The following is a 14,810-nucleotide window of genomic DNA, read 5'->3' as shown; positions in this document are numbered from 1 at the left end:
ATGGCAGTGCAAAATTTAGACAAACTGACGTCCAACATTGACGGAATATCCCTGTTTAACATTGGGCTGAACGCTTACGGACAAATCAAACAAAACAAAAATGTGTCCGTTTGGACGCAGGGCGACAACCCGGAAGAAGTGCTTGTCGGAAACATTCTAAACAATACGAGCAAACTGGGGCGCGAAGCCGGCGAAATTTTGAGCCGTTCTTCGGTCATCATCAAGGCGTCTTTTTCGGAGCCTTCCAAACTTTGCACCCACCCCATAGAGAGCGGGGCATTGATAACGGACCATAAAGTCATTTTACCGCGTAAATGCACTTTGGAAATTGCTATGCCGGCGTATTTCCAACACACGGTAATTGAGGAACTGCGCAAATACTGTTTGAACAGCACCCCACTATCCGTCCATGACGTAAGCGGCGTATACAACAACATGGTAATCACGGATATGCCGCACGAAACAACCGCCAAAACCGCAGGGCGCCTGGTGTTTAACGTGCCGATGGAAGAAGTGGTGGTCGTTGCCCCGGTGTATGTGAAACTGACCAAAGAGCAAGTGAAAGCCAAAAAGCATGCGTCCACGGTCCCGGCCGGAGTAAAGCAAGGGAAAACGAGCATTCTGTCGGACATTCACAATAGCGAAATTATGCGCAAATTTTCACGATTTATCGGGGGGTTATTTTAATGCAACTAATCAATTTATCGGCCGCGCCCTCGCAGCAGTTCACGGTAGGCCTTAATGAACATAACTTTGATATAACCCTGCGCGACGTAGGCGGTATGTGCATTATGGACATTACTGTAGATGGGGACGTGTTAGCCCGCGCGCTTCCTGTTTTTCCCAATCAGCCCGTTATACCGTATCCGTATTTGGCGCGGTTTGGAAACTTTGTAATTTTTTCTGCAACGGACGACTATCCGACGTGGGAGATGTTGGGAAAATCGGTCAATTTGTACTTTTTAACGCCCGAAGAAATCGCGGAGGCGGCCAATGCCTAAGTTAATAGACCAACTTCCTACTCGCCGCGCTTGGGTGGATTTCCAAATAGAAAAGCCGGATGAAAAAGGAAACAACGCCAAGCGGATAGACGGCCTGAACGTGCGGTTCAATATCAGCAAAACACGCGGGCAAGTGCAAGGCCGCGCGCGTATTTCCATTTGCAATTTGGGCCGCCGGGACCTGGAGTATTTAACCACTTACATGAGCCCTTGGGTGGAACTGCAAAAAAGAAAGAAAATTCAATTGTTCGCCGGGTATGAAGGAAATACTGCGCTTTTGTTCAGCGGCGACATTTTAAAAGCGCTCCCCACGCAGCCTCCGGACGTTTGGCTTGAGTGCGAAGCATTGGGCGGATATTACAACAATTTGATTACGGAATCTTTTACGTTGCAAGGGCCGATCACGTTAAAACAAATCGCCCAGACGCTCGCCAAACGGCAGGGGCTGCTGTTTTCCTGCAAGGCGGACGCTTCCGTAGCCAACCAACAAGTAGATAATTTTTGCCATACGGGCGGGCTTACGAACTCCCTCAAAAAACTGAACGAACTGGGCCTTTGCGTGGCGTGGATAGAGGACGGCACCCTTTGCCTGGATGCCAAAGAGCCGGAATTTAAAGAGGGCGCGAATATGCGCGTCATCAGCGAAGATAGCGGGCTCGTAGGGGTTCCTGTGCCGGGGCCTTTGGGCGTGGACGTTACCGTTTTACTGGACCCGTCTTTAAAACTGGGGGAGCCGGTGGAAATCCGCAGTTCCCTTATGCCGAGCATTAACGGGGTATATTGGCCTTACAGCCTGGAGCACACCGGCGAACTGCGCGGCAACGAATGGTATACCAAACTAAAATGTCAGAGGTTCCAATATGCCTAAAATAAGCAAACCCGCTTTTAATCCCGCGATTGCCCAAACCGCGGCCGGAAAGCAAGAGCATATCTTGCGAGCCCTCAAAATGGGGCTTTATGTGGCCGCTCCCGCGTTTGTGGAGTCTTACGACCGCACGCTTATGCGCGCAACTATTCGCCCCGCTTTCATGGCAAAAAAGAGCAACGGCGAATCCGTAGCGCAGGACCTTTTATACCAAGTGCCCGTACGTTTTGGCGGAGGGGGCGGATATGCCGCCAACCTGCCGCTTGAAAAGGGGGACAGCGGGTGGATTATTTTCTGCGACCGCGACATTTCCAACTTTAAATCTGCGCGCTCCGTGCTTCCCTGCAACACCAACCGCATGCACGCGCAGGAAGACTCCTTCTTCTTGCCGGACGCTATGCAAACGGCGCAAATAGCGGGAGAAGACGCGGGACGCGCGGTGTTCCAAACATTGGCGGGCGACAACAAAATAAGCGTGGGTAAAACGGATATTAAAGTAACCACGACCAAACTGACTGTAAACGCTTCCCAAAGTGTGGAACTTAATACCCCGGCCGTAACGATGAGCGGAACGCTTACCGTAACGGGAATTATTACCTCTTTGGCAAACGTACTGGCGGCGAACGTCATGGCGGCCGGAATTTCGCTAATTTCCCATATTCACGGTGGCGTGCAGAACGGCGAAGGAACCACAGGAGAGCCCCAATGAAGACAATAGCAACCGACCAAACCAATGATATTTTTTTAACGCCAAGCGGCGACATTGCCCTGGCAACGGATGACGTTGCCACCATGCAAACCATCCGCCATGCCGTACTGACAAGCCGCGGGGAACTGCCGCTAGATCAACAGGCGGGCGTGCCTTATTTTAATACCGTATTCACGGACGCCCCGAATTTGGAAGTCTTCCGGCAAGAGGTACAGCGCGCAGCGGAAGCGGTGGAAACGGTCCGGAGCGTAGAAGACTTTTTAATGCAAGTGCAAAACAAGACGCTCAAGTATCAAATGCGCGTCAAACTAACTAATGGCAGCGAGGTATTAATCAATGGATGACTTGAACCAAAAGAGCGCCATGCAGGCGTATCAATTTATTACGGACCAAGGGGTCGTAGTGCCGGACACCGCCGCGATTAAAGAGCAGGTGGAGGCGGAATACAAAGCCGCCTTGGGCGAGGACTTGTCGCTTGACGCCAGTACGCCGCAGGGCCGCCTTATTGAGCAGGAAACGCTCGCACGCGCCACTACGCTGCAGCTTATCGCGCTTATGGCCAACATGATGAACCCAAACGAAGCCTTCGGTATGGGGTTGGACGCTTTGGCCGCTTTTAGCAATACCACCCGAAACGCTGCCGTACGCACCCGCGTACTGGTTCAAATGTCCGGGACGCCAAACACGTTAGTCCCCGCCAACACCACGCAGGGAAAAACGCAGGCGGGCGATGTTTTTTATTTGGAAAACGATATCCAACTGGACCGAAACGGCACCGCGCAAGCCTATTTTTTGGCGCAGGAAACGGGGCCAATCCCTTGCGAAGCCGGAGAATTGACGCAAATTGTAAGCGGACCGCTTGGGTTGGAAACGATTGTAAACGGTACAAACGGCGAAGTTGGTTCCGACCAAGAAAGCGACGCCAGCCTGCGTTTAAAACGTTTAGAGCAACTGCCGCAGGGCGTGGCCTTGTTGGAGGATTATATTTCTTCGCTTTCCAAAGTGCCGAACATTCGCGGATACCGTGCTTTAGAGAACTATACGAACGAAGCCAAAGAGGTGCAGGGCGTTATGGTGGACGCGCATAGCGTTTACATTATTGCAGACGGAGGCGAAGACCAGGCCGTAGCGGAAGCGATTTTCAAAGTCAAATCCGGCGGGTGCGGATACACGGGCACCACCACCGTAACGGTTAGCGACCCGACAAATAACATTGAGTACGATGTATCTTTTAACCGCCCCACGATCGTCAACTGCCAGGCGACCATTAAGGTAAAAATTACCGAAACGAGCGGCACCACTAGCGAAATTACGTCGGCGGTTAAAAACGCGGTGCTTTCCTGGCAGAACGGCGAGGTGGCAGGCGTGGAAGGACTCAACATCGGCACGTCCGTGTCCGCGTTTGAAATGGCGGCGGCAGTGTCCGACCAGTTGCCCGGGTTATTTATTACGGACTGCCAAGTAGGATTAAAAACCGGGACGGTCGGTTATAGCGTGCTGCCCATGCTGATTAATCAGCGCGCCGTTATTTTGGAAGACGACATCACGGTGGTGGTTCAATGACGACCGTCTATCATTTGGACCCAAGCCTAAACTTGGAGCAGTCTATCCTTTGGCAATATAACAATGCCAAAGCGCTCTCGGCTTTGATGAAAGCAAAAAGCGATTGGTACGAAGAAAACGTCTCCCAGTTTATCGAATTTTGGCGGACGCAAATGTTGTCTTTGGATAAAGCGGACGATTTTGCGCTTTCCGTTTGGGGCAAGATTTTAAATTTTAACCGCCAAATTTTACTGGAAGACGGAACCATTTACACGCTAAGCACCGAAGGGTACCGGCTCCTTTTAAAAGGGCAGTTTTTAAAAATGACGACCAACGGTTCAATCCCGGAAATGAACCGATACCTGTCGCTTTTGTTCGGCGCGCAAGGCGCCGCCTACGTGGTGGACAATTACGACATGACAATCCGTTATGTTTTTGAATTTTTGCCAAACGAGGAACAACTGTATCTTTTGAAGAACGTGGATTTTTTGCCCCGCCCGGCCGGCGTGCAGTACGAAATTTTGGTATTAAACGACGAGTTCTTGGGCTTTAAAGGAAGCGACATGCAGCCTTTTGACAGCGGCATTCTTTACAACCGCAAATCTTTAAGATAGGAGAGCAAACGATGAACACCCTGCAAAACCCCGAAGTTTTACAACTGCCCTTTGCCAATAACGGGCAGAAGAACGAAATTCCACTGGCACAATCGGACCCGAACTCCAGTAACGCCAGTTTGACTACCGGCTTTCCGCCGATTACGATGAAGCCCAAAGGGGACGGTGGTATTCCGCCGGAAGGCAAAGACTTTAATGGTGTCTTATACCTGATGTCCTCGTTTTATTTTGCTTTCCAAAACGGGTGGCTGCCCACGTTTGACGCAGCGGTCGCGCAAGCTATTGGCGGCTACGCCAAAGGCGCCATTTTGTGGCGCACGGCGGGCGAAAGCCGCCAAGCCTTGCAGAGCCAAAAGAATGACAACATGGATAACTTCAATGAGAACCCCGATTTTATCGGCACGAGCTGGAAGGCTATCTTCCCCGATTTGCAAACCATTTTAGAGAATATGCCTATCGGCCTGCACGTGGGGGATTTGCTTCCCAACATTGGAAACGAACCCCCGGCCGGCCGCATGTTGTGCAACGGCCAGCGGGTGACGAACTGCCAAACTTTGTACCCGGAGTTTTACGCTTACGTCTTGGCAAAAACATCCTATAAGACGGTGGCGGAATTTAACGCGCAAGTAGCCGAATACGGGCAGTGCGGATATCCGGCGGTTGACGGGGCGGACGTTATCTTGCCGCTTATCACGCGCCCGATTTCCGGCGTTAACAGCGTGGCGCAGGCGGGTATGGCGATACACGACACGATGCGCCCTATTACCGGTACTATGAGAATGGGCGGAGTAAATGGTGGGAACATAGGATATGTAATGACAGGCGCATTTGCCCAAGGCGACTACCGTGTAGGACCTGGCGGTGGCCAAGACGGAAGTGCATGGGATGCTGATACCAGTATATTTAAATTAGACTCTTCTCGATTGGGGGCAAACTATAGCGGAAGTGAGACCCGCGGCAAACAAGTGCTGTATCCGTATTGCGTCGTCGTTTACACTACCATACCGGACAAAGCCACCGTGGATGTGGATGAACTTGTTAAAATCGTCAAAGAAGAAAACCAACTGGGCGTGCAGACGCTCCCCGCGCAAAGCGGTACGATTGCATTAAAGAGCGGCGGCATTTACACCGGGGAGGTTACAGGCCCGACGGTGTTCCAACTGCCCGCCGTTACGGACACGAGCGTATACAACCAAATTATTGTCCAACTTGTAATCGCCAACGGCGCAACGGTGGATTTTGGCACAACGTATTATTTGGGCGAAGCGCCTTCCAACACCGCCGGAGCGTATAGCGTGATTTACGAGTATGACGTTATCGCGCAAAAATGGGCGGTCGGCAGTTTGTCCAAGCAGGAGGGCTGATATGGTCGCCAAATTTTGGATTAAACAGCTTTTAATCAAGCCGGACCCGTCTCCATACCTGCTAGCCAATAAAATGCCGGCTGTGCGGCTGTATGCGGGCGAAAACGAGCCTTTATACTGGACGAACCCGTCCCGCGTGATAGAAAACACGTTAAGCGGCAAGGCTCTCGGAACGTCGCCCTTTGTGTTGCAGTTTGCCGTCCATTCAAAAGCGATCACTGACGGCACGACTCAACTGCTCGACGCTCCTGGGCTTATGAACTGCATCGCGCAAGACGAAACGCTGTACTTCAAGTTTGCTTGGGAACTCCCGTGGTATTCGCTCGACAAGAAGTACCTCAAGAGTGGCTGGAACCCCGTGGCTTTAGTAAGTGATGGAACAAACATCACACTACAGGTTAACGAATACGTGAGCGTAATTTTGGACACTTCGCAAAAAATAGCCATGTTGGATTACACTCTGCACAGCGTAAGCGTAGACGGCGATCAGATTACAGGCGCAAGTGGTGGCTATGTGTCAGTTAACGGACTGGACGGTCTTAATTTTGGTACTGCGAACTCTTGGGAGATAGGTGCTTCGTTTGTATATGCTGCAGGAGCCTCAGGCCACAACGGAGTGTTTGGAACGCACACTAATTACTACGCGCCAGAGTTGGACATTGACCTTAGTACTAATAAGCTGTACGTGAATCTTAGTTCCACTGGAACGTCTAGAGACATAGCAGACTCTGCGTATGCCGATTTTATCTTGAGTCCAAACACTAGATACTGGACCAAACTTAAATTCACGGGCAGTGCTTACATCATCGCCGTATCTACTGATGGGGCAACATTCCAGGAGCAAACTGTAGTAAGCAGCTCTGCACGTGTGTATAACGGTGCCAGTCCTAATTTAGTTTTTATGAACAGGCGTATGGGTAACGGTCAGAACTATTGGCTAAAAGGCCCGCTATACACAAGCTACACAGACACCTACATTATAGCTGACGGAGTAGAGTATGGTAAAACATATAGCTATCCCATAACATATCCTCAGTTAACGGTCGGGCAAATATCTTCGCAGGTAGACTGGACGAAAGTCCGCAACATTAAGGCAGTAATCTTATAACAGGAGAAATAAACACTATGGCAAATGCAAAAGAATACAAAGACTTAACAGAAGCCGCAAGCATCTCGGACGATGCTCTCGTAGCCCTCGCCCAGCCTAATGCGCCGGAGCTTCAAACCTCTAAAGTAACTGCGCTTGCGGCAAAGGTGCAGGAAATCAATACCGACGGTCCGCTTGCAGAACTGGAGCTAGCCACGTCTATTGGTAAGCAACAATTAGCCGAAGCACTGACAGAGAAAGGCGTAGCTACAACAAGCTCTGAAACACTCGTGCAAATGGCAGACAAACTGAGAGGATTAACAACTAATGACGCGCTAACATTTATCAAAGGTTCCATTCTAGCTAGTAATAGCAATAGTTTGAACATTCCAACCGATATAAGAGATTTTGCTGTCCTTACTAATGTGCACGATCATTTTGTGGTGCACGCGGGTCAAGCATTACATATCATACCAAGAGGTAACTATCCCGATCTGCCTACTATGATAGGAGCCTCTGTATCTGATGTAGCCGCTCACAGTTACACTTCAACGACCGTTCGTATGGGAAGAAGTACGGACGGGAATACAATCGTAGTCGTGTACGGAACAAACACAGCTATGGACATATACGACATTGATTGGTCGGGAGACGCTCCAGTAATCTCCTATGTAAAGACTGTTACTATCCCATACTCATTATACTATTCGCAGTGGAAGCCTGGTATTACGAACGACAGAGAATTAGCCACAGCTGTAGACTCGAATGGTAACTATATGGGGCTATTCTTAGTCAACGATACTACGGTATATAAAAATAGCTCCAATGGCTTGTATATACAGTATTATTATCAGGACCAGATATATTTTGATATCAATGAACAAAAAGAAGGATACCTATACACAGCAGGTAACGCAAGCTCGTCTGGTGACTCAAGAGCTTACAAATCTACTAAAATCAAATATGTACCCACAACACCAGAAGCTACTGGAAGTATCACGATTGAAAATCCAGGACAACCGCTATATCCTATCGGTACTATAGCAGGGCCTTCAGCTTATCAAAGGTCTTCATTCATAGACTTTGATTCGGGGTTGCTGATAAGAACTTACTGTATAAACTACTATAACAATTACACAAGTTCACGCACAATGAGTGGACAGTTAAGTGTGCTTAACCTTAAAGACGAATCTAAGCCGGAAGCATTGACTACTCTAAACACTTATGCGTGCGCAGTAAATCCAGGTCAAGGCTCCAACTACGGGATCACTAACGCTGGCCTTTCATTTCAAAACAGGCCTGCCCTGTGTACATATGGATTTCCAGTAATAAAGAAATCAGATACAACCTGGCAACTAAGTATACCGCAGTTCGAACAAGACGAAATAGTATACGATAGTAGCGCAGGTGTGTTGTCAAGAACTAAAACCAGCTGTGCACTTGCAAATGATATGAGTGACTATAGGTTTGAAATTTTACTGTCCGCAAATACCAACGGGTATATGTATGCATACACATACGTCAGTTCTTCCTATTACGGACAAGCTAATGTGTTGGCAAAAGATGTGATCACTATGGTTCACTTAAACTTCAATGACACGCCTGTGGACTTGCCTATAACCGCAATCAAATCTAATGAAATAAACGGCTTAAAAACAGAAACCGTATCTGTTCCTTTGCCGGAATCCGACGCACAGGAGGGTAACTAATGGACCCCGCTAAAGCTAAAGAGTGGCTAGTATTAGCCGGCATTGTGGGCGGCGTGATTATGTGGTTCGCCACGATGTACGGCCTGCCGCCGCGCGTGGACCGGTTGGAAGAAAAAGTGGCCAGCCACGAGCGTATTTTAACCGAGTACGGCGTAAAGATAGACATTGTGCTTGATGATGTAAAAACTATCAAAAGCCTGCTGCTTAACCGACAAGGAGACAAATAATATGCCTACATTCAGCAAGACAAGTACGGCGCGGCTTGCCACGTGCCACCCCGATTTGCAGGCCGTCTGCCGCGAGTTAATCAAACAGTATGATTTTACGGTACTGGAAGGGCACCGCGGTGAAACAGCGCAAAATGCGGCGTACAACGCGGGCAACAGTCACGTGCGCTATCCGAACTCGGCACATAATAAGAATCCCAGTTTTGCGGTGGATATTGCGCCTTACCCGATTGATTGGGGTAATTTGGCGCGATTTCGTGAACTGATTTATCGCTTTGACGCTGTGGCCGCCGTGTTGCGCGGCCGCGGCGAAATCCAAAGCCACTTTGAATACGGGGCGTTTTGGCCGAACTTCAAAGACTATCCTCACATTGAGATAAAGGAGAAATAATTATGGAACATATTACGGGTGCTATTGCTTGGCTGAAAGCGAACTGGACCGATATTTTGGCCTTATGGGCGTGCATTATCGGCACGGCGGAAATCGTCGTCAAATGGACGGACAGCAAAAAGGACGACGAGGTGCTGGGAAAAATCCGTGCGGCCGGGGTGAAAGTCATCAGCTGGCTGACGAAATTCGGCTTTGAGCAACCCAAGGCCAAATAATGTGGGAAACATTATTAAAAGCGGTATTGACGGCGGGGGCGGTGTGGTGCATTGCCGCCCTGTCGGCCAAACTGGCGCGGAAATCCGCCGCGCTAGAACAAGCGGAACGGGAGGAAAAAGAACGTGAACAAGTGGACAATGTGCTGGATAGCGTGGGCCATCTTCCTGCTGATGATGTTCGCCAGCGGTTGCAGGACTGCACCCGTAAAAAGTAACGCGGCCATTTGCCAAATCCGCTTTGATTACGCAGACCCCGGCGTGAACGACCAGAACGCCCGCGCGTTGCTTTCTTTTTATTGTGCGTGCAATCCTAGCGCGGAGCCGTGCCATGGGCTGTAAATCGGCAGAGTTTAACCGATACTTCGGGGAACATATATGCCGCGAAAGCGGCGAGCCGTGCCGCATAGCGTGTTGGCATTGTTTCAAAAGGTGGGAACGCCCACAGGAGTAAGAGTTTAATATGAGCAAAGACGAAATCAAAACAAAAATTGAAGAACTGAAAAATGAAATGGCGGATTGCCACGGCACCCCGTGCGAGGTTTATTCCCGCGTTGTGGGATATTTACGGCCGGTGCAGGGCTGGAACAAAGGCAAGAAGGAGGAGTATGCCTTGCGCAAAAATATGAAAATCTCCTGCTGTTAAAAGCGAGCCATAAAAAGCCCCGGATTTTGCCAGGGCTTTTTTATTTTACGCAGATTTTATGCTGACTTTATGCTGACATTTTGCTGACACGGCTATCGCATATTGTCGCGCTTGTCGCGTTTATCGCGCTATAATCTCCACCGACGAGAAAAGCGCGTTTTTTTACTTTTTACGAGGGGGAAAGGCTCTCCCTCTGACAACTCCCGCCGGGGGTATTTCTTTTCAGTTTGCGCCATTTCGTTGTTGCGTCCGGGCTCGAATACTCCGGCGCATACGCGCCGCGGGGGCGGTATACTTCGCCCGTCCGCGCCTAGAACTGGCACAAATTGCTTTGAAATACACTCCGCGTTTGTGCGCGGATTTTATTTTATGTCCGGAAAACAGCAACTGCTTGCTGTTGGTTTAATATCCCATACTTTTACATAAACCCGCAATTTTGCTAAGGCATTCCGTTTTGCCGGGGTTTTCCGAATTATCTAACCAAACGATGTAATAGGAAGGAGCCTGCTGATTTAGTTGCCCCACATCCATATTCTTGCCGTTGTCGGCGAGACCATGCGTATCCCAAAATTTTAAATTGGCTTGTTCCCCGATAAACATATCTACGGCAAATTTATCACACCATAACATATAACGCCCGCCCCCAGTCGGGCAGCCCGGATATTCTATGTCCAACTGATTCCATAATTGCGGGTAATCCCCGTTTGCCATGTAATATAATTCCATAGCGTCTTTAAGCGTTTTTCCTGCCGTTTGCAACTGGGTGAAACGGCTTTTTGCCGCCGCTTTTTGGTACTGCGGCAACGCCACCGCCGCCAAAATACCGATAATGAGTACCACCACCAATAATTCAATTAAGGTAAAGCCCGACTGCTTCATTTTTTCTCCTTGTTCTGTTTTCGGGCAAACAAAAACGGCTGTTATATTTGAGCTAGTTAGGATAACCCAAATAATAACAGCCGTGGCCCCCGCCATATAAAAATATGGCGGGAAGCACTCGACAGAGTATACCCAAGGGATCAGCTCGAGCATACTCTGTCTAAAACGACTGTTTTTGGATCCTAACTATGCCGTTGGTATCCCAACAGCGCACCGTATTCCGCATACGGTTCCAAAAACAGAATTAAATTTTTTGTAAGCCGCGTTTAAGGCTTATTTTGTCCTTCCTGCTCCTTTTATGAGTATAATTTATTATAAAGAATTTATATCTGTTTGCCAACTTTTTCTAACCCAAAAAACACATTGTCCTCCAGCGGTGTGCGGGTTAGGTTGAATACAGAGGGGGAATTTATGGAAAAAGAGAAAAATTTTTTGCACGCAGTAGAAAACCGCCGTACGCGGTATGCGCTGACGGACCGCAGCCCTGTGTCTGACGATAAAATAGAGGAAATTATCCGCTTTGCCGTTAAATGTGCGCCCAGCGCATTTAATTCGCAGGGTGCACGTTTGGCGGTGCTGTTCGGGGCAAAACACCACGCCTTTTGGCGTTTAACGAAAGAGGCTTTACAAAAAATCGTACCGCCGGAAAACTTTTCGGCCACGCAAGAAAAACTCGCTTCTTTTGATGATGCCCGCGGCACGATTTTATATTTTGAAGATTGGGCTACGGTGGAGGGCCTGCAGCAAAAATTCCCTGCATATAAGGATAACTTTCCTATTTGGGCGTACCAGTCCAACGGAATGGTGGAATTTATTATTTGGGCCGCGCTTGCCGAAGCGGGCTTGGGCGCAAGTTTACAGCATTACAATCCGTTGGTGGACGAGGCTGTGCGGCGGGAGTTCGGCGTGCCGGAAAGTTGGAAGTTAATTGCGCAAATGCCGTTTGGCGCGCCGTACGCTCCGGCGGAGCAAAAGGATTTTATCTCCTTAGATGAACGTGTAAAGATTTTGAAATAATGGGATAATATTGGAGGGGGTAGATACAAAAATACAGCCAAACATCAGTTTGGCTGTATTTGTATGGTTTCCGGACTAGGACTCGAACCTAGAATGACTGGACCAAAACCAGTAGTGATACCATTTCACCATCCGGAAGTAAATTGTTTCATCACAGCTTAGCGGGATGAATAACGGAAATTTCTGTGCTGAACCCTTATTTTACTTCACTATCGCCTGCGGCGTTTCCTTCGTTATAATCGGAACTCACGTTTTGTGTCGCGCCTTGCGGATGATTTTTTAATTCCTGTTCGTATGCTTGCAAAACGTTCGCTTCTAAGTATTCCCGAAAATCCTGATTAATGGGGTGAACCATATCTTTGTGGGTTCCGTCAGGCAATTTACGGGAAGGCATACACAAAAAAACGCCTTTTGTTCCTTCCACTACTTTCATATTTCTTACAACGAAAGAATCGTCAAACGTCACACTTGCAAACGCCTTGAGGCGATCCTCTCCCATAAGATGTATCCTTATTTCCGTAATTTTCATTCGTTAAACTCCTATGAAATGTCGTAAAGAACACCGTCCGTTCCTTGTTTTGTAATTTACGTACCAAATTTTTTGCATCCTTTTCAGTTTCAACTAAAGCAAAAACCGTGGAGCCGGAACCAGACATTAAAACTGCATCTGTATTTGTTTTTCTCAAATCGAGCAGCACATTTCGTACAGAGTTTGTAAAAGGAACAACGCACTCCTCCAGCCGGTTGAATAACAAATGCTTCCAGCCGGCCAGCGAACTGGCACATCTTAGGTATGTTATTAATTTATCTAAATTAGAGCGATTTGTCAAGACCGTTTGTTGATCGGGCAATTTTAACCGTGCAAAAACCCCCTTGGTGGGCACAACCGTATTGGGGTAAGCGAGCACCAGCCACGGCAGCGGGCCGCCGGCGGGAACAGGCGTTAATTTTTCGCCGATGCCTTCCCCTTTTAAAAAAGTTTCCTCGTACATAAAAAGCGGTACGTCCGCTCCCAGTTTGGCACACGCGGGAAGAAGTTCGTTTTTATCTTTACCAAAAATTTCGCATAACGCCAGTATTACGCCCGCCGCGTCCGAAGAGCCTCCGCCGAGGCCCGCGCCGGTGGGGGTGTGTTTGTCGAGTGTCATGTCAATGCGGGCGGACAATTTAAAATGTTCCAAAAATGCGCGCGCGGCGCGGCAAGCCAAATTGGTTTCGTCAGGTTTTAGCATATGGCCTACGGGGCCCGTCAGTTTGAGCGTAATTTCGGTTTGCGGGGAGAGTTCGGCATCTATGCTTAACGTATCACCGAAATTAATTTTGGCAAACAGCGTGGCCAGCTCGTGATATCCGTCGGGCCGTTTACCGCATACCTCTAAAAATAAATTCACTTTGGCGGGGCAAAAACGCGTTATTTTCATCAGAATCCTCGTTCCGTATTGTGCACGAGCGCGCCCCAGTGGTATTCCTCCGAGGTTAACAGTTCGCCGGACTCTGCATATACTTTACGTAATCCTTCGCGCATACCGTCCACATAAAATTCTTCCAGCCGTACGGTGCCGTCCGTAAAGTAAGCCGTGCGGTCTCCGTCCAAGCATCCGGCCTTGTAGTTTTCCCGATACCACAAGCCTCCTTTGGGGAAGTAAAGCGTGCGTTCTGCGGTAAGTTTACCGTCCAAATATTGTTCCTTGCTTTCCAAGTTCCCGTTGCGGTAGTAAGTTTGACGTTCCCCAGTTAGTTTACCGTGGCGGAAATTTTCTTCTGCTTTTAAAACCCCCGAAGGATAATATACTTTGCGTGTTCCGTGCAAGAGGGCGTTTTGGTAGACACAGTCCGACCACGCTTTCCCCGCACTTTGATATTGGTAGTAATGTGCGTCTCCGTTCAGGACGCCGTCTTCATACGTTTCGCGCGAAAGTATTTCGCCCGTATCGGTATAGCGCACCATTTCGCCGTTTAATTTATTGTTGCGGTAAACGGCTTCCATAATGACTTGTTCGTTTTCGTTAAATTCTTTGACGTCTCCGTCCGGAATGTTCCCGAGCAGTTCCAAAATCGTTCCATTAGAGGCAATGGTTTCCTCTGCCACTTCTTTTCCCTGTACATAAAAGGAACGGCTCCCTTTTCCGCTTTTGACGGTAGTGCCCGCATAGAGCGGTGCCTCTTTTGGATCTTCCGCGTTATTTTTGGCGGCGTTGCGTGCCGCGACAGTATGGTTGGTTACATTGAGGAGCTTCCCGTCTTGATATAGTTCGCTGAAGGTGACGGAGTTATCTTGCAGGTTTATCACTTCCAGTAATCCGTCCGTTTTTCCGTTTTTTAGCGTTTTGATGGTTTTAGCAGTGACTTCGATTTGTTCCAATGTACCTTCGGGCAACGTGCCGGAGACGTTGATGACGTTTAGGTCTTTATCCAAAAATTCTTTAGCCAGCGGAATAGCCTTAAAATAGGTACGGCTGGTAGGGGTCACAATACAAATTGTTTTTTCTTTCATACGGAATTCTCCGATATATTTACACTTATTTTACAATACTTTACGGCTAAACG

General features: G+C 48.7%; 20 protein-coding genes. 16 read left to right on the top strand and 4 right to left on the bottom strand.

The genetic code is table 11. The annotated features are described in order from the left end of the window. The 15 genes from ACI351_RS05945 (at nucleotide 1) to nrdD (ending at nucleotide 10,367) form a co-directional block, all read left to right on the top strand. Complete coding sequence (locus ACI351_RS05945; RefSeq protein WP_439734332.1) at nucleotides 1-687, top strand: phage baseplate protein; 687 nt, start codon at nucleotides 1-3, stop codon at nucleotides 685-687. Continuing rightward, nucleotides 687-1,001, top strand: coding sequence for a phage baseplate plug family protein (locus ACI351_RS05940; protein WP_439734331.1), 315 nt, complete (start codon nucleotides 687-689; stop codon nucleotides 999-1,001). Before ACI351_RS05945 ends, ACI351_RS05940 begins: the two co-directional genes overlap by 1 nt. Beyond that, nucleotides 994-1,869 carry a baseplate hub protein gene (locus tag ACI351_RS05935; protein WP_439734330.1) on the top strand — a complete coding sequence of 292 codons (876 nt, stop codon included), beginning with the start codon at nucleotides 994-996 and terminating at the stop codon, nucleotides 1,867-1,869. The genes ACI351_RS05940 and ACI351_RS05935 overlap by 8 nt, the downstream gene beginning before the upstream one ends. Beyond that, nucleotides 1,862-2,575, top strand: a complete 714-nt coding sequence (locus tag ACI351_RS05930; RefSeq protein WP_439734329.1) for a Gp138 family membrane-puncturing spike protein — start codon at nucleotides 1,862-1,864, stop codon at nucleotides 2,573-2,575. Before ACI351_RS05935 ends, ACI351_RS05930 begins: the two co-directional genes overlap by 8 nt. After that, nucleotides 2,572-2,919, top strand: a complete 348-nt coding sequence (locus tag ACI351_RS05925; RefSeq protein ID WP_439734328.1) for a hypothetical protein — start codon at nucleotides 2,572-2,574, stop codon at nucleotides 2,917-2,919. Before ACI351_RS05930 ends, ACI351_RS05925 begins: the two co-directional genes overlap by 4 nt. Further along, the gene (locus ACI351_RS05920; RefSeq protein WP_439734327.1) at nucleotides 2,912-4,138 is read left to right on the top strand and encodes a baseplate J/gp47 family protein; all 1,227 of its coding nucleotides are present in this window, start codon (nucleotides 2,912-2,914) and stop codon (nucleotides 4,136-4,138) included. The genes ACI351_RS05925 and ACI351_RS05920 overlap by 8 nt, the downstream gene beginning before the upstream one ends. Next, a complete protein-coding gene (locus tag ACI351_RS05915; protein WP_439734326.1) occupies nucleotides 4,135-4,731 on the top strand; it encodes a DUF2612 domain-containing protein in 597 nt (198 codons plus the stop codon). The genes ACI351_RS05920 and ACI351_RS05915 overlap by 4 nt, the downstream gene beginning before the upstream one ends. 11 nt (nucleotides 4,732-4,742) lie before the next feature. Next, complete coding sequence (locus tag ACI351_RS05910; protein WP_439734325.1) at nucleotides 4,743-6,095, top strand: hypothetical protein; 1,353 nt, start codon at nucleotides 4,743-4,745, stop codon at nucleotides 6,093-6,095. A gap of 1 nt (nucleotide 6,096) precedes the next feature. Beyond that, the gene (locus tag ACI351_RS05905) at nucleotides 6,097-7,203 is read left to right on the top strand and encodes a hypothetical protein (protein ID WP_439734324.1); all 1,107 of its coding nucleotides are present in this window, start codon (nucleotides 6,097-6,099) and stop codon (nucleotides 7,201-7,203) included. Nucleotides 7,204-7,220: 17 nt separating this feature from the next. Next, the gene (locus ACI351_RS05900) at nucleotides 7,221-8,891 is read left to right on the top strand and encodes a hypothetical protein (RefSeq protein WP_439734323.1); all 1,671 of its coding nucleotides are present in this window, start codon (nucleotides 7,221-7,223) and stop codon (nucleotides 8,889-8,891) included. Further along, a complete protein-coding gene (locus tag ACI351_RS05895) occupies nucleotides 8,891-9,118 on the top strand; it encodes a hypothetical protein (protein ID WP_439734322.1) in 228 nt (75 codons plus the stop codon). The genes ACI351_RS05900 and ACI351_RS05895 overlap by 1 nt, the downstream gene beginning before the upstream one ends. A 1-nt stretch (nucleotide 9,119) precedes the next feature. Then, nucleotides 9,120-9,509, top strand: coding sequence for a M15 family peptidase (locus ACI351_RS05890; protein ID WP_439734321.1), 390 nt, complete (start codon nucleotides 9,120-9,122; stop codon nucleotides 9,507-9,509). A 2-nt stretch (nucleotides 9,510-9,511) separates the two neighbouring features. Then, nucleotides 9,512-9,724 carry a hypothetical protein gene (locus ACI351_RS05885; RefSeq protein WP_439734320.1) on the top strand — a complete coding sequence of 71 codons (213 nt, stop codon included), beginning with the start codon at nucleotides 9,512-9,514 and terminating at the stop codon, nucleotides 9,722-9,724. After that, complete coding sequence (locus ACI351_RS05880) at nucleotides 9,724-9,939, top strand: hypothetical protein (protein WP_439734319.1); 216 nt, start codon at nucleotides 9,724-9,726, stop codon at nucleotides 9,937-9,939. Before ACI351_RS05885 ends, ACI351_RS05880 begins: the two co-directional genes overlap by 1 nt. A gap of 245 nt (nucleotides 9,940-10,184) precedes the next feature. After that, nucleotides 10,185-10,367 carry an anaerobic ribonucleoside-triphosphate reductase gene (gene nrdD, locus ACI351_RS05875; protein WP_439734318.1) on the top strand — a complete coding sequence of 61 codons (183 nt, stop codon included), beginning with the start codon at nucleotides 10,185-10,187 and terminating at the stop codon, nucleotides 10,365-10,367. Nucleotides 10,368-10,769: 402 nt separating this feature from the next. Here nrdD and ACI351_RS05870 read toward each other — a convergent pair whose 3' ends face one another. Continuing rightward, a complete protein-coding gene (locus ACI351_RS05870) occupies nucleotides 10,770-11,246 on the bottom strand; it encodes a type IV pilin protein (protein ID WP_439734317.1) in 477 nt (158 codons plus the stop codon). A gap of 411 nt (nucleotides 11,247-11,657) precedes the next feature. Here ACI351_RS05870 and ACI351_RS05865 point away from each other — a divergent pair, with 411 nt between their 5' ends. Further along, the gene (locus tag ACI351_RS05865) at nucleotides 11,658-12,263 is read left to right on the top strand and encodes a nitroreductase family protein (protein ID WP_439734316.1); all 606 of its coding nucleotides are present in this window, start codon (nucleotides 11,658-11,660) and stop codon (nucleotides 12,261-12,263) included. Between the two features lie 196 nt (nucleotides 12,264-12,459). Here ACI351_RS05865 and ACI351_RS05860 read toward each other — a convergent pair whose 3' ends face one another. Genes ACI351_RS05860 through ACI351_RS05850 form a run of 3 tightly spaced genes read right to left on the bottom strand, consistent with a single transcriptional unit; the run spans nucleotide 12,460 to nucleotide 14,757 of the window. Beyond that, nucleotides 12,460-12,762, bottom strand: a complete 303-nt coding sequence (locus tag ACI351_RS05860) for a septation protein SpoVG family protein (protein ID WP_439734315.1) — start codon at nucleotides 12,760-12,762, stop codon at nucleotides 12,460-12,462. Then, nucleotides 12,719-13,684 (bottom strand): 4-(cytidine 5'-diphospho)-2-C-methyl-D-erythritol kinase, encoded by a 966-nt coding sequence (ispE, locus tag ACI351_RS05855; protein ID WP_439734314.1) that lies wholly within the window; start codon nucleotides 13,682-13,684, stop codon nucleotides 12,719-12,721. Before ispE ends, ACI351_RS05860 begins: the two co-directional genes overlap by 44 nt. Next, nucleotides 13,684-14,757: a toxin-antitoxin system YwqK family antitoxin gene (locus ACI351_RS05850; protein WP_439734313.1), complete on the bottom strand. Its 1,074-nt coding sequence runs from the start codon at nucleotides 14,755-14,757 to the stop codon at nucleotides 13,684-13,686. The genes ispE and ACI351_RS05850 overlap by 1 nt, the downstream gene beginning before the upstream one ends. Between the last annotated feature and the right edge of the window lie 53 nt (nucleotides 14,758-14,810).

This window comes from Candidatus Avelusimicrobium sp. (assembly GCF_051874775.1).
Classification (GTDB): Bacteria; Elusimicrobiota; Elusimicrobia; order Elusimicrobiales; family Elusimicrobiaceae; genus Avelusimicrobium.
The sequence above is the reverse complement of the archived record's forward strand: the minus strand, read 5'-3'. Positions and strand labels throughout refer to the sequence as shown.